General features: G+C 60.4%; 18 protein-coding genes and 1 pseudogene. 11 read left to right on the top strand and 8 right to left on the bottom strand.

Annotation, left to right across the window (positions count from 1 at the left end; all coding sequences use genetic code 11):
• The 3 genes and pseudogenes from HY17_RS17090 to HY17_RS17080 form a co-directional block, all read left to right on the top strand.
• Nucleotides 1-357, top strand: a pseudogene (locus HY17_RS17090) (hypothetical protein); the annotation flags it as partial.
• 35 nt (nt 358-392) lie between these two features.
• On the top strand, nt 393-656 hold the full coding sequence (locus HY17_RS17085; RefSeq protein ID WP_034768826.1) for a hypothetical protein: 264 nt from the start codon (nt 393-395) through the stop codon (nt 654-656).
• Between the two features lie 41 nt (nt 657-697).
• Entirely contained in the window at nt 698-1,207 is a 510-nt protein-coding gene (locus HY17_RS17080) for a Dps family protein (RefSeq protein WP_051600255.1), read from the top strand.
• Nucleotides 1,208-1,247: 40 nt separating this feature from the next.
• On the opposite strand, the gene HY17_RS17075 is transcribed toward HY17_RS17080, so the two are convergent.
• Genes HY17_RS17075 through HY17_RS20305 form a run of 3 tightly spaced genes read right to left on the bottom strand, consistent with a single transcriptional unit; the run spans nt 1,248 to nt 3,739 of the window.
• Nucleotides 1,248-2,903, bottom strand: a complete 1,656-nt coding sequence (locus HY17_RS17075) for a sensor histidine kinase (protein ID WP_139068819.1) — start codon at nt 2,901-2,903, stop codon at nt 1,248-1,250.
• Between the two features lie 33 nt (nt 2,904-2,936).
• Complete coding sequence (locus HY17_RS17070; RefSeq protein ID WP_034768823.1) at nt 2,937-3,539, bottom strand: sigma-70 family RNA polymerase sigma factor; 603 nt, start codon at nt 3,537-3,539, stop codon at nt 2,937-2,939.
• A gap of 8 nt (nt 3,540-3,547) precedes the next feature.
• Nucleotides 3,548-3,739 (bottom strand): NepR family anti-sigma factor, encoded by a 192-nt coding sequence (locus tag HY17_RS20305; protein ID WP_139068820.1) that lies wholly within the window; start codon nt 3,737-3,739, stop codon nt 3,548-3,550.
• Nucleotides 3,740-3,915: 176 nt separating this feature from the next.
• On the opposite strand from HY17_RS20305, the gene HY17_RS17060 reads away from it, so the two are divergent.
• A complete protein-coding gene (locus HY17_RS17060) occupies nt 3,916-4,698 on the top strand; it encodes a response regulator (RefSeq protein ID WP_034768819.1) in 783 nt (260 codons plus the stop codon).
• A 75-nt stretch (nt 4,699-4,773) separates the two neighbouring features.
• Here the strand turns inward: HY17_RS17060 and HY17_RS20300 are convergent, their stop codons facing one another.
• Complete coding sequence (locus HY17_RS20300) at nt 4,774-4,914, bottom strand: hypothetical protein (protein ID WP_155843663.1); 141 nt, start codon at nt 4,912-4,914, stop codon at nt 4,774-4,776.
• A gap of 157 nt (nt 4,915-5,071) precedes the next feature.
• Here HY17_RS20300 and HY17_RS17055 point away from each other — a divergent pair, with 157 nt between their 5' ends.
• From HY17_RS17055 to HY17_RS17045, 3 genes are all read left to right on the top strand, one after another.
• Nucleotides 5,072-5,383, top strand: coding sequence for a YqjD family protein (locus HY17_RS17055; protein WP_034768817.1), 312 nt, complete (start codon nt 5,072-5,074; stop codon nt 5,381-5,383).
• A complete protein-coding gene (locus HY17_RS17050; protein WP_051600254.1) occupies nt 5,383-5,784 on the top strand; it encodes a phage holin family protein in 402 nt (133 codons plus the stop codon). The genes HY17_RS17055 and HY17_RS17050 overlap by 1 nt, the downstream gene beginning before the upstream one ends.
• A gap of 72 nt (nt 5,785-5,856) precedes the next feature.
• Nucleotides 5,857-6,507, top strand: a complete 651-nt coding sequence (locus HY17_RS17045; RefSeq protein ID WP_139068821.1) for a hypothetical protein — start codon at nt 5,857-5,859, stop codon at nt 6,505-6,507.
• On the opposite strand, the gene HY17_RS17040 is transcribed toward HY17_RS17045, so the two are convergent.
• Complete coding sequence (locus tag HY17_RS17040) at nt 6,508-7,530, bottom strand: phytase (RefSeq protein WP_034768813.1); 1,023 nt, start codon at nt 7,528-7,530, stop codon at nt 6,508-6,510. It abuts the gene before it with no gap.
• Between the two features lie 87 nt (nt 7,531-7,617).
• Nucleotides 7,618-10,431 carry a TonB-dependent receptor gene (locus HY17_RS17035; protein WP_034768811.1) on the bottom strand — a complete coding sequence of 938 codons (2,814 nt, stop codon included), beginning with the start codon at nt 10,429-10,431 and terminating at the stop codon, nt 7,618-7,620.
• 271 nt (nt 10,432-10,702) lie between these two features.
• Between HY17_RS17035 and HY17_RS17030 the strand changes: the two genes are divergently transcribed.
• The 3 genes from HY17_RS17030 to HY17_RS17020 are packed head-to-tail and all read left to right on the top strand — an operon-like array spanning nt 10,703 to nt 13,763.
• The gene (locus HY17_RS17030; protein ID WP_051600253.1) at nt 10,703-11,053 is read left to right on the top strand and encodes a metalloregulator ArsR/SmtB family transcription factor; all 351 of its coding nucleotides are present in this window, start codon (nt 10,703-10,705) and stop codon (nt 11,051-11,053) included.
• A gap of 10 nt (nt 11,054-11,063) precedes the next feature.
• Nucleotides 11,064-11,930 carry an MBL fold metallo-hydrolase gene (locus HY17_RS17025; RefSeq protein WP_034768809.1) on the top strand — a complete coding sequence of 289 codons (867 nt, stop codon included), beginning with the start codon at nt 11,064-11,066 and terminating at the stop codon, nt 11,928-11,930.
• A gap of 27 nt (nt 11,931-11,957) precedes the next feature.
• The gene (locus HY17_RS17020) at nt 11,958-13,763 is read left to right on the top strand and encodes a SulP family inorganic anion transporter (RefSeq protein WP_034768807.1); all 1,806 of its coding nucleotides are present in this window, start codon (nt 11,958-11,960) and stop codon (nt 13,761-13,763) included.
• A gap of 213 nt (nt 13,764-13,976) precedes the next feature.
• Here HY17_RS17020 and HY17_RS17015 read toward each other — a convergent pair whose 3' ends face one another.
• Nucleotides 13,977-14,459 (bottom strand): hypothetical protein, encoded by a 483-nt coding sequence (locus tag HY17_RS17015; RefSeq protein WP_034768805.1) that lies wholly within the window; start codon nt 14,457-14,459, stop codon nt 13,977-13,979.
• Nucleotides 14,456-15,340, bottom strand: a complete 885-nt coding sequence (locus HY17_RS17010) for a ParA family protein (RefSeq protein WP_051600252.1) — start codon at nt 15,338-15,340, stop codon at nt 14,456-14,458. Before HY17_RS17010 ends, HY17_RS17015 begins: the two co-directional genes overlap by 4 nt.
• Nucleotides 15,341-16,355: 1,015 nt before the next feature.
• Between HY17_RS17010 and HY17_RS17000 the strand changes: the two genes are divergently transcribed.
• Nucleotides 16,356-17,261 (top strand): DnaJ C-terminal domain-containing protein, encoded by a 906-nt coding sequence (locus HY17_RS17000; protein ID WP_034768801.1) that lies wholly within the window; start codon nt 16,356-16,358, stop codon nt 17,259-17,261.
• The last annotated feature ends 60 nt before the right edge of the window (nt 17,262-17,321 follow it).

Genomic DNA, 17,321 nt, shown 5'->3' with positions numbered 1-17,321 from the left:
CATCCATTTATCCCGCCGACCGACACCCCGTTGCAAACAGCCACCCGGCGAGGGCACCGCGCAAGCAGCCGTCTCGGAGGCAGTCCTGTCAATGTGCTGCTCACCGGACACGTCCATGCCCCACAGGCGGAGATCATCCGTGTGCCTGATGGAGGCTATGTTGCCGTGACGTCGGGAACTCTGTCGATGCGTCTTCGCGATGTTCCGCCTTCCTTCAATGTGCTCGACTTCGATGGGAGCTTCATGAGTGTGTCTGCTCTCAGCTATGAGGGAAACAGTTTTGTGCCCAAAACAAAGAGCGCCTGGAATCTCTCGAGGATGGAACAGTTGCGTGCGCCGGGCGTTGTATCAGCGTGACTCTAAAGGGGGCACATCATCAAAGGAGATTTGAGATGCGTATGAAAATGATTGCTGCTGCACTTGTCGCGACCGGTATCCTCGCTGCCTGCGACACCAATGAAGGCCCGATGGAAGAAGCGGGCGAGTCGATCGATGAAGCGATCGATAACATCGACCAGCCCGATACGATCGGGGAATCCATTGATGAGGCCGCGGACGAAACGGCCGATGCCATGGAAGATGCTGCCGATGACATCGATGGTGCGATCGACGAGGCCGGTGAGGCGATGGAGGAAGCTGCCGATCCTCCGCAGTAAGATCCGGCAGGAGTTCATCAAGGACACGAAAGGAGATTATCATGGCCATTGAGGCCCTCGACATCAAGAAACCCGACTTCACCACCCGGAACGGTATTTCCGAGGACGACCGAAGGAAGATTGCCGATGCGCTCGGCATCGTTCTGGCCGACACCTACATGCTGTTCATCAAGACCCAGGGCGTGCACTGGAACGTTACCGGCCCGACCTTCATGGGCGTACATAAGCTGACGGAAGAGCAGTACGAGAATATGTATGAAGCCATCGACGAACTGGCGGAACGTATTCGCGCCCTCGGCCACAAGGCGCCGGCGAGCTACACCAAGTATGGCGAGTTGTCGTCGATCAACGACAAGGATGAAGAACGTTCGGTGGGACAGATGCTCACGATGCTGATCGCCGACCACGAAACCGCCGTTCTCAATATGCGTGCTGCAACGGAGTGGTGCGAAGAGAAGAGCGACTATGTGACGGCAGACATGCTGACGGAAAGAATGTCCTGGCACGAGCAGGCCGTTTGGATGCTCAAGTCACTGGCTTCCGAGAAATAAAATAGAATCCGGATCACGGATCGAAAAAGGTCCCGGGCCTTCAGGCCGGGGCCTTTTTTCCGTCTGGCATGTAAAGCCTGATGGTTGTGCCCTGGCCGGGAGCGCTGTCGATCGTCAGCTCCGCGCCGAGCTGGCGTGAGAAGGCGGACATGAGTTTTGAGCCGAGCCCTTTGCGGGTTGCGCCGATGGAATCAAAGCCCACGCCATCGTCTATAACTTCAAGCGTGACGTTCCCATACGCATCCTTCTTGAGATCGATGGAAATGTTGCCGCCATGTTCGTCGCCAAATGCGTACTTGGTTGCATTGGTGACTGCCTCGACGAGGAACAGCGCGACGGGAATGGCATCGTCCGCCGGGCGTTCAATATTGTCGTAGGATTGCGAAATCCGGATGTTCAGCGTTTCCGTGCCAAGCGCTTCAGCCAGATGGTCGATCAACCCTTTGAGAAAGGGTTGCATGCTGACGAGTTCCAGGCGTTCGTGCTGGTAGAGTGTCTGGTGGACAATCGCCAGGGCATCGATCCGGTGCCGGGCAGCGGCGATCGCCTGGCGGGCTTCCGGGTCCTGAAGCTGACGCCCCTGAAGGTTCAGGAAGCTCGTGACGATCTGGAGATTGTTCTTCACCCGGTGATGGATTTCTTTCACGGCGTCATCGCGAACTTCGATCGCCGCTTTCAGGTCACTGTCGCGCTGATCGATATTTGTGGCCATGTCTTCCATCGCGTTGGCAAGTTCCGCTATTTCCGCAGGCGCAGACGCCATGGCGTCTGCTGCCCGAAAGGCATAACGGCCAGCGCCGTAGACACGCGCGACGCGGATAAGGCGTGATATCCAACGCAGGACGAGGCTGTCGATTGCGAGCCAGACGGCGAGCAGGGCGATCGAGAAGGCCAGCAGCGGCAAGCCGAAAGATGATACCGGCTGAAGCGTGAACTCGCTCCAGAAGCCGGGTGACTCGCGCGAAATGACGGCGAAAACGTTTGCCGGACCAACCGGCCGGATCACCACATCCATCGGGGGCGCATTCTTGCGCCGCAGGACGAACATTTTCGCGGAACGGGTTTCGGCTGCTTGAGCCACCCACTCAGGTTCGATTTGCAGGAAATGTTCTGAACCGAACACGCGGCCATCGACATCAGCAATGGCGACTTCGACACCATCTCTCAGGACGCTGGCGCGGGCAAAATTGGCGAGCGAACGCGACCGGAGTCCCAGCGCCACCGAACCGTCAAATGTGCCGTCGGGTTTGTCCACCCGGGTGAAGATCGCAAAGATCCAGTCATCGGAGGCTTGTCCGAAAAACGCATCCGTACGGATAGTCGGTATTTCGTGCTTCAGCCGCTGGTTCCAGTCCGGATTGGACATGGCGAAGCCGGGGTCGCGCGTATTGGCGCAAAGGGCGATACCCTCGGCGTCGAAGCGGATCACACTGGAAAGGGCCGGGATACTGGGCAGCAGTTTGTCGTAAACTTCGTTACAGTGATTGGTGCCGATTTCGTCCTTGAACAGGCCGAGGAGCAATTCTGCTTCGTCGATGGCCTGGTCGACACCATCCACCGAGGCGCCGGCAATCAGCAGAAGTTCGTTGCTTCGCGTTCGCAAAGCCTCCCGCGCGTCCATGTAAGCACTGGCAGCGCCAAGCAGCAGAACCGGCGTCAAAGCAATTGCAAGCGTCGCCACAAGGCGACGTCGCAAGCTGGATGAGGCCGCCCTGTCAGGCACTCAGATTCAGGTGCCGTTGGCGGCTGCAATAACCGCTGCCTGGTTCATGATGTCGTCGAACGCCTCACCGGCATTGATGTCGTCGTCGCTGCTGAACCCTGCTTCGTTATTTTCCAACAGCTCCGCAACCGCCTTGCGGGCTCGCGAGACACGGCTCTTGATCGTGCCGACGGCACAACCGCAAACTTCGGCTGCCTCTTCATAGGCCAGTCCGCCTGCACCGACGAGGACGAGTGCTTCACGCTGGTCATCGGGCAGCATGTTCAGCGCATTGCGCAGGGCGAGCAGGTCCAGTTCGTCTCCGGCATTTGCGGGCGAGACCAGTGTGGCTTCTGCCACTTCGGGGTCCAGGGAAGACCGGCGCCATGAGCGACGTTTTTCGGAGTAGAAAATGTTCCGCAGGATGGTGAAGGCCCATGCCTTCATGTTCGTGCCGGCCTGAAAGCTCTGGCGGGCGTGCCACGCCTTCAGCATCGCATCCTGAGCAAGGTCGTCGGCCAAGGTCGAATCTCCGCAAAGGCTGCGAGCAAACGCACGCAGGTGGGGGATCAGCTCTGCGAGCTCTTGTTTGAACGTCGCATCATCAAGTCGTTCTGTGGGTTCGCTCATATGCTCACCTATGAAGACTTGTTTTGGGTGTCGGGGGAACGATTGCGGTCGGCTTCTTCAAGCAACCGCATGAAATCGTCGGGTACGCTCTCCTGAGTGACGTCGTCATAAAGACGGCGAAGCTGTTCTCCCAGGCGGTCACCGCGACGCTTTCGCTCCGTATCGGCCACCCTGCGACCGTCGGTTTTCTTGTCGTCCATTTTCAAAAATGCCCTAAACAGTTCAGTTCGGTTTCGGTGCGCGATTGTGGCGCTCGTCTGACAATATAAATCGTGAATTCACCAAAGGTTCCGCGCAAACCGCAAAAAATTTGATTTTGTATGCAACCAAATCCCGGCGAGTGGGTTGGTAACGCAGTGTTGATGGAGTTTTTCCCATGAATCTTGTGAAGAATCTGGCGCCGCACCTGCCTTATTTGCGACGCTACGCCCGGGCGCTTACAGGCGCTCAGGAGAGTGGAGACGCCTATATTCGAGCCTCGCTTGAGGCGCTGGTGGCCTCTCCGGATAAAATTGACGCGGACGGCGACCCCCGGGTCGCGCTTTACCGCTTTTTCCATGTTGTCTGGGGCACGACTGGTGCCCAGCTGGAAGACGGGCCGCAAGGCGACGATGTGGCGACCGAGCGCCTTCAGAAGCTGGCGCCCATACAGCGACAGGCATTTCTGCTGACGGCGCTGGAAGGGTTTTCGCGCACCGAAGCCGCTCATATCCTCGGGATCAGCGAAGGTGAGCAGGCCGAACTGGAACGCGCTGCGATCGCGGAAATCGAGGCCGAGCTGTCCACAAAAGTGCTGGTGATCGAAGACGAGCCGATTATTGCGGCTGATCTCGAGAGCCTTGTCGAGGAATTGGGGCATCAGGTCACCGGTAACGCCACCACCTACACAGAAGCCATGTCGATGGTGAAGTCTGATCCGCCAGGCCTCATCCTTTGCGATATCCAGCTTGCCGACGGATCTTCAGGCATCGACGCAGCGAATGATATCCTGAAGGAAATGGACGTGCCGATCATCTTTATCACAGCCTTCCCGGAGCGCTTGCTGACAGGGGACCGTCCGGAGCCGACATTTCTGATCCCCAAACCGTTCCAGGAGAACACGGTGAAGGCGGCCATCGGCCAGGCCCTGTTCTTCCATCCGGCGCGCGAGACCGCCTGACCCGGACTGATTGTCAGAGAAGACAAAAATGCCCTCCCGGCCGGGAGGGCATTTTTCGTTTGTGACGTATCCGGATCAGACTGCCTGAACCAGCATCACCGCCCCGATGCCCATGATCGCGACGAGTGTGCCAGCGGCGAGCACCCATATCAGGCCGACACGTTCGCCTTGACGGGCTTCGTTCGGTGTGAGGTCTGTTTCTTGTTGCGTTTGCATGATTGCCTCCTTTCACCGCACCAACGTGTGGATTGAGAACCAGTTCCGGACGGGATGATCACGGTTCCGTGTCCGGATGAGTTAATTTCCCGCCATGCCATGGAACCGAGCAGGCATCTGGCCGTTGTTTTCCACGAGACACGGAAAGGACCAATCCATGACCACTATCGTGAAAGAAAACCATGACATCGCCAATGACGAAGACTTCAAGGATGACCTGCACCACCTGAAGGAAGACATGGCGACTCTGCGCAAGGACCTTCAGTCGGCCTTCAGTAGCATCAAGGGTCTTGCGGCATCGAAGGCCGGCGACAGCGTCGAGAAGGGCAAGGAACTGGCTCACGACGCAGAAGATCGCCTGAAGTCGGTCCGGGCCGACTTGCAGTCCCAAATTCGCGAGAAGCCCATGACGGCTGTCGGTGTCGCCTTCGGAGCCGGCCTGCTGATTGCCATGCTGGGCCGGAAGTGATGATCGACGAAACAAAACTTCGCCTCTTTGCGGCCGCCGTCGGAGTCCTGTTCGGACTCGGCGGCGTGCTGGCGCTGTTTGTGGGGATCACGATTGCGCTCGCCGAGGTGATGGGACTTGCTGCCGCCGCGTTGACCGTGGCCGGCATTGGTCTGCTTCTGGCAGCGATCGGCCTGTTTTTCTGCCTTCAGCCATTCCGGTCCATGGAAGAAGAAGTGGGGGAAGTCGAAGATGCGACCGCCGATGCGCTGGCTGACTTGCCGATCGATGCGCTGCGCAGTTTTGTTGAGCGCCGTCCATTGACGACAACCGCGCTTGCCATGGTGGCCGGCTATTCGGTGATCCGCCATCCGCAGACCGCCCAGCGCCACGCCGAACGCTTTCTCATGTCGATGCTGTAGCGCGGGCGCCACAAAGCCTCCGCCATGAGGTGCGGACGAGACATTCGCCCCGACGCACCCTAAATAAGTGACATGCGAGTTCCGCTCATGATCCTGTCAGCGCTTGGTGCCGGCCTCGTTGCCGGACGCAAGCTGCTGGGCAAGGAGATCAGCGGCCGGAAGAGCAAAGCCATTGAATCTGCTGTTCAGGAAGCCCGTCATCGTATCCGGGCCGATACGATGTTGTTTGTCACGCGCAGCTTTCGCACGTTTGCCATCGCCACAGGGATCAAGCTGGCGATCCTGTGCTGGCTTTGGGGCTTGCACCATTTTGCGGGCATGCCCCGGCCGATATTCGCAACCCTCACAGTGATCACGCTGGCGGTGTTCATGATCCGCGACCTGTGGATCAATTATCCCGCAATCCGGCTGACGCTGACAGAGCTGCACCGCCATGGATGGCACCCCAAACGGGCGCTGACCGAGACCATCGCTGCCCGTGTCTTCGAGGAAGTGCTGGTAGAGGCGGGAAACCAGAAACAGACGCGCACGGGCGCGATCATGCTGATGCTCGCGGGAGAAGACCGCAGCCAGATGCATCATGACGTGGCCACCGCTGTGGCCGATATCGCCCGGGAAACGACATGGGACGATATCCGCCCGTACATCATTTCAGCGGTGGTGAGGATCGGGACGCTGGCCCTGATCTACAGTGCCAGCGTCTGGGTCCTGGTGCACTATTGATCAGTTCAGATCGAGCGCCTCGGAGATGGCAGTCCAGTCAACCATCTTGAAGTTCTGATTGAATTCGGAAACCGGATTGGCATCGTCCTGGACAACCAGCAGACCGCCCGGCAGGCCTGGTAGCGGAGCCGAGGAGATGTCGAGCCCGTCCGTATGGCTCACACCGCCGATGCCGGTGGCTTCATTGTCCGCAATCGTGAAGACGCCGCGCCAGGCAAAGGGCGGGGCACGGTCGTAGACGACATACCGGTCAGCGGCCTGCGCTGACACAACGAGATAGCCGGAGTCGGCATCGTCGCCGAGCCAGAGGCTCATGCCTTCGACGTCTTCGACGAGTCCATTGGCCGCCGCGATCGTATCCACGACAGACGGTTCAGCGGTCTCGTCCTTCAGGTCCACCACCCACACGCCGAAAGCTTCCTCGCCAACGAACAGGCGGTCATTCGCATCGTCGAACACGCAACCTTCCAGTTTCGAAGGCAGTTTCACCACGCGGTCCAGTGACGGGCTGAGCGTATCAACGGTTTCCCACGTGGCCGACCAGATCTGGATTGTGCCGTCCTTGTACGTAACGGCTGCCTTGTAGGTCTCACCCGACAGGCCAGCGCAGATGCCGTAGGGCTCGTCCTTGCCAGTCGGCGAGTTGCCGATGTGGGACACGGTCAGGGTTTGCGGATTGATGTCGAACCACGAAATCACATTGTGGGCGTCATTGGATGCGATGGCGATATTGCCGCGAAGGTCGACATTATTGACCTGGCCAACGGGCAGCTCCTGGAGCTCGCCGCCGTCGAGCGCATAGACATAAACGCCTTCATCCTTGTTGGTGCCGAGGATCAGCGAACTGGCCGGATCGGCCGTGTTGACCCAGATGGCCGGGTCGTCAGCAAGGTCGCCTTCGCCATTCATCGGGGCGGTTTCGTTCATGGCCACGATGGTGGCGATCTCGCCAGTATAGGTCGGCGGGGTGGTGGCGCAGGCTGCGAGCGGCACGAGGGCTGCGAGCCAGTAGGTGGATTTCATTGCAAAATATCCTGATCTTGTGTGATCGGGCCGGAATCCGCATGATGAATCCCGGCCCCCTTGAGTCTGACTACTAGCGTAGGCTGATTAGTATGTCAGCCGCACGCCGAACACGCCGGACCAGCCGAACTCGTCATTCTGCGACAGGCGGCTTTTGTTGCCGTGGTAATAGTATTCCGGTTCGTCGGTCAGGTTCTTGCCTTCGAGATAGACCTGGATGTGGTCGTTGAGCTCATATTTGGCCGACGCTTCGACGGACAGGTGGCCGTCGGTGTAGCGGTCGATGTTCTCGCCGAACAGTTCGTCCAGATAGTCGCCGCGATAGTTGGCCGATACGCGCAGGTCCCACGGGCCCTTGTCGTAGCCGAGGGCAACGTTCCACACCGTGTCGTTCTGCTTCAGCAGCGGCACTTCGCGGCCATCCGGCAGCCGGGATTCGGAATCGACCAGCGTCACGTTGGCCGAGGCAAGGAAGCCGTCGAAGGCTTTGCCCAGGAAGCCCAGTTCCTGCACATAGTTGAACTCGATGCCGCGAACCTTGGACTTGCCGGCGTTCACATAGGTCGAGACTTCGTCGAGGCCTGCCACCGTGCCGGCATCCAGGAAGTCGAGATTGATGTTCGACGGCAGGTCCTCGATGTCGAAAGTTGCCGGGAAGATCGCATTGTCGATGGACTTGTAGAAGATGCCGGCCGAGATCACTGACAGCTGGGTCGGGTAGAACTCGATCGACAGGTCGTAGTTGTCAGCCTCATACGGTTTGAGGTCCGGGTTGCCCATCTCGATTTCGTCACGGTCGTCATTGAACAGGACGCGCGGGGCCATCTCGCCGAAGCCGGGGCGCACGACGGCGGCATAATAGGCCGCGCGGGCGAACAGGTTATCGGCCAGCGTGTATTTCAGGTTCACGCTCGGCAGAACGTGCGTGTACTCGTCCGAGAAGTTGCGGCGGGTGGCATTGTCCGGCGTATCGCCTTCAGCGTAGATATAGCCGAAGGAGTCCACTTTCGTGCGTTCCACACGGGCACCGATGACAGCCGTCACCATGCCGACCTCGAACGTGCCCATGCCGTAAGCGGCAATGACCTGTTCGTCGATCGTATAGTCGCCCGAGATGCTTTCGAGGTTGGTGTCATCCTCGTTGAGATCCGCATCCGTCAGCGTGGTGCGCAGCGCCCTGGTCAGGTCGGCATCCGGCCACTGGTACATCGGGTTGGCCATGCGCCAGCCGGAGACCTCTGCATTGGCCTTGATGTAGTCCGTCAGGAAGATGTCGTCGGCTTCGTAGATTTTCAGGTTCTGGTCGCGGACCTTCTCACGGTCGCGCAGCTTCAGGCCGCCTTTCCAGACGACCGGGATGTCGCCGATGAGCGAGTCGCGGGCGACGTCGATCTTGCCGGTCCATTCGGTGTCCTGGTTGTCGGTGAATTCCCGCTCGAATGCGTCCATCGTGTAGTTGGACGGATCGTAGAGGAAGGCGAGGGCGTTGCCGGAAATGACCGGCTTTTCCGGGTTGCTGTAATCGAAGGTGATCGAGCCGATATCGCTGTCGCGCTGCTCCGGGCTGGAGCGGAAGTTGACGTCGTGATTGTTCGAGTCGTCCTCTTCGGCGAAGGCGTAGGAAAGTTCGTAATTGAACTGCCACGGGCCGGTGAAGGTTTCGCCGCCCAGCGCATAGGTCTGAATGTTGCGGACTTCCTCGCGCTGGCGGACTTCGGCGTCGACTTCGCCGCGGCGATAGGCGACCGAGGTGCCGGAGACGGAGACGACTTCCTCGTCCATCTCGCGGAACTCGAACTTGTTGCGGACTTCGTCATCCGTGTACTGGTTGTACAGGGTGCGCAGGTAGAGGTCCGTGGACTCATTCAGGCGATAGTCGAGGTTCAGGACAATACCGATACGCTCACGGGTAAGGTCATACCAGCGCATCTCATAGTCATCGTTAGGCACGAGATAGCTGCCGTCCTGCGGTTGCTCGAAGTCGGCGCCATCGACCTCGCCCCAGCCACCGGTCTCGTTGTTGTGAGACTGGATGCGCAGGTCCTGGTAGTTGGCCGAGAAGGCCACGCCCAGCTTGTCGCCAAACGTGTTGGTGTAGGTGAAGGTCGCTTTCGGCGAGATCTCTTCAGTGATCTCGTTGTAGCTGCCTTCCACTTTCGCCCGGATGAACTGGCCGTCACGGTCGAACGCCGAAATGGTCTTCATGTTGATGACGCCGCCCAGCGTGTCGGCATCGACATCCGGGGTCAGGGATTTCTGGACTTCGATCCCGTCCAGCAGATCAGACGGCACGCCGTCCAGCAGAACACCGCGGCGGTCTTCCGGCGATGGTGTGCGCACGCCGTTGATGGAGGAGGCGATCAGGTCGGTGTTGATGCCGCGGATCGAGACGTAGCGGCCTTCGCCCTGGTCGTTCTCGATAGAGAGACCCGGAACGCGGCCGAGCGAGTCGGCAACCGTTGTATCGGGGAAGTTGCCGAGGCCGTCGGAGTCCACGACAGAGATGATGGCGTTGGAAGCACGCTGCTGGTTGATGGCGCCTGCCTGGGCGGCGGTGGAGCCGACCACGAGCACATTGTCCATGTAGCGGGTGTCGCTGCCGACCGTGAAGTTCACGGTGGCGGCGCCAGCGAGCGAGACGTCGGAGGTGACTTTGTCAGCGCCGATATAGGAAACGGACAGCGTATAGTCGCCGGCCGGAATGTTGTTGAAGCGGTAATCACCGTAACGGTCGGACGCGGCGGTGCGGCCGAGTTCCTCGATCGTGACGATGGCGCCCTGCAGCGGCGCTTCGCCGGATGCGTCCGTGACCTGACCAGTGATGACGTCGGCGGAAGCCGCCTGGATCAGCCCGGCGGAAGCAACCCCGAGCGCGAGTAGTGAACGATAAGATTTTGGCATGACAGACCCCTCTGTTCGGTGAACCGAAGCGCCCTTCCCACAGTTTCTTGACGGGCCTGTTTCGGTTTTGTCACCGTTGTGTGACGCGCTATGGTTGCAGCAGGGGCGTGGGTCGAAAAGCTCGCTTTGGCCGGCGTGTGCGTCTTTCCGGCAACAGGCCTGGCGCCCGGTTCCTGAAAACTGGATGACGGTTTTGACCCAGGTTGGGGACCTCTTGGAATCTCGTAATTTACACTTATGTAAAGTGTAAAGTGAGATCGGAGAGAACGAGATGATCAGGGACAGTGAGAAAATGGAGCCGCTGGTGGCCGAAGCCACAGGCCTGCTCAAATCCCTCAGCCATCCTGACCGGCTGATGATCTGCTGCCAGCTGCGCGGCGGGGAGACGTCTGTCGGAGAGATGGAGGCGGATCTCGGTATTCCCCAGCCGCGCCTGTCGCGGGAACTCGCCAAGCTGCGCGAGGAAGGCGTGCTGACGGCGCGCAGGGATGCGCGGCAGGTTTTCTATACACTTTCAGACAAGCGCGCGCATGCGATGGTGGATGCGATTTGCTCGGTGATGCTGGGCAAACAGGCCGACCCGGATGTGCGCATCGCCAAGACAGCCAAAGCCAGGAAATAAGGAGCCCGCAATGACGAACCCAGTTGTGACAGCCTTCTTCGACGAGCCGACCTACACGGTGAGCTATGTCGTGACCGATCCGGAGACGAAGGTCTGCGCCGTGGTCGATTCGGTGCTGGATTTCGATCCGGCGTCCGGCCGCACGAACACCGAGTCCGCTGATGAGATCATTGAGTTCATTCAGAAAAATGATCTCAAAGTAGAGTGGATTCTGGAGACCCACGTCCATGCCGACCATTTGTCGGCAGCGCCGTACATTCAGGAAAAGCTGGGCGGCAAGATCGCCATCGGCGCCGAGATCCGCACCGTGCAGGACACATTCGGCAAGATCTTCAATGAAGGCACCCGTTTCCAGCGAGACGGCAGCCAGTTCGACAAGCTGATGGTGGACGGTGATACGTTCCGTATCGGGAACATCGAAGCCCATGCCATGCACACGCCCGGCCACACGCCGGCCTGCATGACTTATGTCGTCGGAGACGCGGCGTTCGTGGGCGATACCATGTTCATGCCGGACTATGGGACCGCCCGGGCGGACTTTCCCGGCGGAGACGCCCGCACGCTCTACCGTTCGATCAAGAAAGTGCTGAGCTTGCCGCCCGAAACCCGCCTGTTCATGTGCCATGACTACAAGGCGCCCGGCCGGGACGAGTACAAGTGGGAGACGACGGTCGCTGAGGAGCGGGCAAACAATGTCCACGTCCATGATGGGGTCACCGAGGACGAGTTCGTCGCCATGCGCGAAGCGCGGGACGCAACGCTGGACATGCCGCGCCTGATCCTGCCTTCGATCCAGATCAACATGCGCGCCGGTCAGATGCCGGAGCCGGACGATAACGGCACCAGCTATCTGAAAATTCCGCTGAACGCTCTATAGTGGCGGGAAAAGCCGGGGGCTGAACGCGTGAAACTGTCTGATCACCTGCCCATTCTTCAATGGGGCCGTACCTATAATGGCGGCACGTTCACCAATGACATGGTGGCGGCGGTGATTGTGACGGTCATGCTGATCCCGCAATCGCTGGCCTATGCTATGCTGGCGGGCCTGCCGCCGCAGGTGGGGCTCTACGCCTCCATCCTGCCGCTGGTGATCTACGCCATTTTCGGCACGAGCCGGACGATGGCCGTCGGGCCGGTGGCGATCCTGTCGTTGATGACGGCCGTCGCCGCGGGCAAGGTGGCCGAGCAGGGCACGCCGGAATACCTGACGGCCGCGATCATTCTGGCCATCCTCTCCGGCCTGATGCTGGTGGTGATGGGCATTTTCCGGCTGGGCTTCCTCGCCAATTTCCTGAGCCATCCGGTCGTGTCCGGCTTTGTCACCGCGACCGGCATCCTGATTGCCGTCAGCCAACTGAAATACCTGCTGGGTGTGCAGGCGAGCGGGCACAACATCATCGAGACGCTGGCCAGCATCATCAGCCACCTTGGCGATGTGAACTGGTACACGGTCTCCATCGGCGCTCCGGCGGTGGCGTTCCTGTTCTGGGCAAGGAAAGGCCTGAAGCCGTTGTTGCTGGGGCTCGGCCTGAAGGAGAATATCGCTGGCACGCTGGCGCGGTCCGGACCGGTTCTGGCCGTGGCGCTGGGCGGTGTGGCCGTGACGGCCTTCGGGCTGGAAGCCAAGGGCGTGCACATTGTCGGCGACATTCCGAAAGGCCTGCCGGGCCTGACCGTGCCGGATTTCGACCCCGGCCTCTGGCGCTCGCTGCTTGGCTCCTCAGCGCTGATCGCGATGATCAGCTTTATTGAATCGGTCTCCATGGCGCAGACGCTGGCCGCCAAGCGCCGCCAGCGGATCGACCCGGACCAGGAACTGATCGCGCTCGGTGCCGCCAGCCTCGGGGCAGGTTTCTCCGGCGGCTATCCGGTGACCGGGGGCTTTGCCCGCTCCGCCGTGAACTTCGACGCCGGTGCCGAGACGCCCGCCGCGGGCGCCTTCACCGCCGTCGGCATTGCGCTTGCCGCGCTGTTCCTGACGCCATTGCTCTACAACCTTCCGCAAGCCGTGCTGGCCGCGACGGTGATCGTCGCCGTGCTGGGCCTCGTGGACCTGAAGAAACTTGTGCACACGCTCAGCTATTCGAAGCGCGACTTTGCCGCCATGCTGGGCACGATCCTCGTCACGCTACTGGCGGGCGTGGAGTTGGGCGTCACCACCGGCATCATCGTCTCTATCGGCCTGCACCTCTATGTCACCTCCAAGCCGCACTTTGCGATTGTGGGGCAGGTGCCTGGCACCCACCATTTCCGCAATGTGAACCGGCATGCCGTTGTGATCCCGAAACATATCGTCACGATACGGATCGATGAAAGCCTGTACTTTGCCAATGCCCGCTTCCTGGAGGATACGGTCTACTGTGTCCTCGGGAACCGGCCGGACGTCGAGCACATTGTCCTGATGTGTCCGGCGGTGAACCATATCGATGTCAGCGGCCTGGAAAGCCTCGAAGCGATCAACCGGCGCCTGAAGGATGCCGGCGTCACCCTGCACCTCAGCGAAGTGAAGGGACCGGTGATGGACCGGCTGAAACGCACGCATTTCCTGGATGATCTGACCGGCAAGGTCTATCTTAACCAGTTCGATGCCATCGTGGACCTCGACTATGATTGCGCGAAATCTGCCATCGAGAAGACGGGCGAGGTGACGGACCCGACCTCTGATCCATGCCCCTCGCAATGCATTGCGGGCGTGCGGGAGATGAGCTGAACGCGCTCCTTCAATCGTACGGGTAAGGTCCTGTACTAACCTCCGCGCATGGCTGGAAGATCATGAAGGTGAGACATCACCGAACGGCACGGACGGGTGATGCGGCTGCTGTATCTCAGCGGGCGCAGCGTGGCGGAGATTGCGCGCCAGCTGGGCCGTCTGGGCGCTGATGCTGGATGAAGCTGTGCTGGGCGTTCGGCAGTTGTGAGGCGCCTAATTCCCGGTGCGGAAGCTCTTGCGGCCGAAGTAGGAACCGGAGGAAGCGGGCTTTGGCGTTTCCGGTTCGGCCGGGGTTTCGGCTTCGGTTTCTGCGGCAGGCTCTTCAGCCGGGGCCTCGGTGACAGGGGCGGCAGTCTCGACCGTATCGGGCGTATTGCCGTCCATCAGGTCGCGGATCCAGGCGCAGGCGGCGCCCGCGGTGGAGACCTCGATGTCCGGGACGGTCTTGTCGAGGCGGCGGGCAAGCAGGCGGGCCTGATGCGCCGTCAACGATTTAAGCTGGGCTTCGAAGATGTCCTTGCCGACGGCATCGCGCAGGGCGCGCATGACCTCGACGGTTTGCCCGGCGGAGATCATCAGCTTCTTGGTCAGCAGGCCGGCCGCAGCGGCGTATTCTTTCTCTCCCAGCGCGCTGAAAGCCTGGTTCAGCAGGGCTGTCAGCGCTTCGGCGCCAGCCTTGTGTGCGTCGCCGCTCATGCCAGCGCCGCCTTCACTTCTGCCAGCAGGTCCTTGATCACCGGCAGGGCGCCGCCGGACCATTTCGCCTCGATCGTCGGCTCCGGGCCAAGCTCGATCGGGTTGGTGGCAAAGCCGGACTTCATCGGGATGACCGTCTTGAACATGGTGAACTCGGCTTCCTGGGCAGCCGCCGCTTCGCGCATCGCGTTCAGCACGACCTGCTGGTGTTGAGAATTGTCATACCGGGTCGCCAGCACCATGGGGAGCTTTTTCACGTCGCGTTCGCGCAGATTGGTCATCACGTCGCCGGTGAAGAGGTCGAGGCCGAGTGTGGACATGAAGTCCGGAATGGTCGGCACGATCACGAGGTGGCTGGCGGCGAGGACCGATTCCGTCATCGTGGAGATGCCGGGCGGGCAGTCGCACAGGATGACGTCATACTTCGCCTTGAGCAGGTTGAAGTCGTCGCGCAGGCGCCGGCCGACCTGGTTCTCCAGAGCTTCCATGGAATAGCCCTGCTCGGTCAGGTGATAGATCAGCTCTTTCTCGGTCTTGCGCAGGCGCGGGCTCGACGGGATCAGGTCCAGTGGCAGCGGCTTGCCGCTCGCGGTTACGTCGGAGGCGTCGGTGACGATATACTCTTCCAGCCGTTTCTGCTCGTTCGCCTCGAAATTCTCCAGCAGCCAGTCGGAGATCGTAGCGTAGTCGTTGATGGCCTGGAACAGGTGTTCGTCGCCCTCATTGCCGAAGACCAGCAGGGAGGCATTGGCCTGCGTGTCGAGGTCAACGACCAGGACGCGGCGGCCTTCGGCCGCGAAGGCTTCAGCCAGGCTGACAGTAGTTGTGGTCTTGCCGACGCCACCCTTGGAATTGGCAATAGAAATCACACGCGCCGACATTCTTCAGCTCCTCGACCCCTCAAAACGGAAGCTAACGACAAAGCAGATTTGGCTCCTGATGGCTACGCCAGAACGTCGCAGAACTGTGGGAAATAGCAGCGCCAGTTCCGCAGCTATAAGCATGTTTTTCTTTGTAATTATTGGATAATTCAAATCCCACTCCCCGGGTTACGGCCGCATCTTAACTTCACGCCATCAAACGACGGAGGCGGATGCAGCGGCATGGTGTGGATCTGGATCCCGGGAAAAAACAGGCATGAGTCGAAATCGGCTCCACCCATGGTGGCACTGACTGATCCCGGCGGCCTGAATTGGGGCGGCCGGGAGCGGGGGCGCGCTGACCTGCGATGGCGACCTGCGCAACGCGGTCGCCTATCGCTGTGTGCGCATGGTGGGGGAGGTGGCGGCGTCCGTGCCGTTGGTGACGGCGCACGAGGCAGCCGCCCGCCTGATCCGCAAACCAGCGCCGGATGTGGCACGCCCGGCCTTCCGCGAAGGCGTCTACACAAAGCTGCAGCTGCAAGGAAGATAACACAGGCGATGGGCCTTCGGGTTTGGTGCGCATACAAATTATTTGGCTGTTGGGTGAGAAGGTGTTGAATACAGGTGGTGCCTCACAAAAGAACCGAGGCGTTAGGTTAAAATGGCGTACCTTTTAGAAGCACACCCTCTGACTGCGCATTCAAAGTGTCAGATGGAAATTGTGTGGTAGGCCAAACGCGATTTTTCGCGGAACGATCTTTCATCTGCGCGCGTCTGCCGGGTTGCTCAGCTGGGTTCGCCGCGGTGGGGACCTGCCGGAGAGTTGGGCCCTGCCGGAGGCGGCCAATGCCGGTCGGTTCGCTGTTCAGTTCGATACCGGCACCGGATTTGGCGATGAGATAGAGACGGATATGCCCTCAGCGGCGATTCCATCGGGCGCGATCGCAGCGTGCCTGGCTGAAATCGGCGCAGATGGCCGCAGTGGCAAGTGGGTTCCAATCCCCCTCGGGACACCCTAACTGTATGTCAGCAAATGAAATACCAGAAGGATCCGACTCACTTGGCCATCGACCCCTACATCGTGCTCGGCGTTCCGCGCTCGGCGACGGAGGCCGAGATCAAGAAGGCTTACCGGGCAAAGGCGAAAGCCCTGCATCCGGACCAGCACAAGGATGATCCCAAGAAGGCTGAAGAGTTCAAACGCGTCTCGGCCGCTTACGACATCCTTGGCGATAAGGAAAAGAAGGCGAAATTCGACCGCGGCGAGATTGACGGCGACGGTAACCCGACCGGCTTTGCTGGCGGTGGTCATCCGGGTGGTGCTGGCGGGTTCCGCTGGCAAAGCGCGTCGGGCCAGAGCCCCTTCGAAGGCGCGCAGGGCGACCCGTTCGAAGACATCCTATCCGGCATGTTCGGCGGCGGCCGGTCCCGCCGCGGCGGCCCGGGTCCGCAGAAGGGCCGGGATGTCCGCTACCGTGTGCAGGTTGACTTCGAGGATGCCGTGCTCGGCGCGCGCCGCCGCATGACCATGGCCGACGGCCGGGCGCTGGACGTGAACATTCCTGCCGGGATCGACACCGGACAGACGCTTCGTCTGAAAAGCCAGGGCCAGCAATCGCCTTATGGCGGCCCGCCCGGCGACGCGCTTCTGGAAATCGAGGTCCGTCCATCGAAGATCTGGGAGCGTGAAGGCAAAGACCTTCGCATGAAGCTGCCCATCGGCCTGAAGGAGGCCGTTCTCGGCGGCAGCGTGGAAGTGAAAACACCTTCCGGCCATGTCACGCTGAAAGTCCCGGCTGGCTCCAACACAGGCGCGCAGTTGCGGCTGAAGGGGAAAGGCGTGAAAACCGCGCCGCCGGGCGATCTGTATGTCCGGTTGGAGATCGTCCTGGAGAATCCGAAGGACGAAGGCCTGCGCAAGTGGGCGGAGAAATCCTGACGCCTGCCTGATTTGCTTTCCGGTGGTCAACCGAGCCTCCCTTGTTCCGGGGATATACGG

It is taken from the genome of Hyphomonas sp. CY54-11-8 (genome assembly GCF_000682735.1).
Taxonomy (GTDB): Bacteria; Pseudomonadota; Alphaproteobacteria; order Caulobacterales; family Hyphomonadaceae; genus Hyphomonas.
The sequence above is the reverse complement of the archived record's forward strand: the minus strand, read 5'-3'. Positions and strand labels throughout refer to the sequence as shown.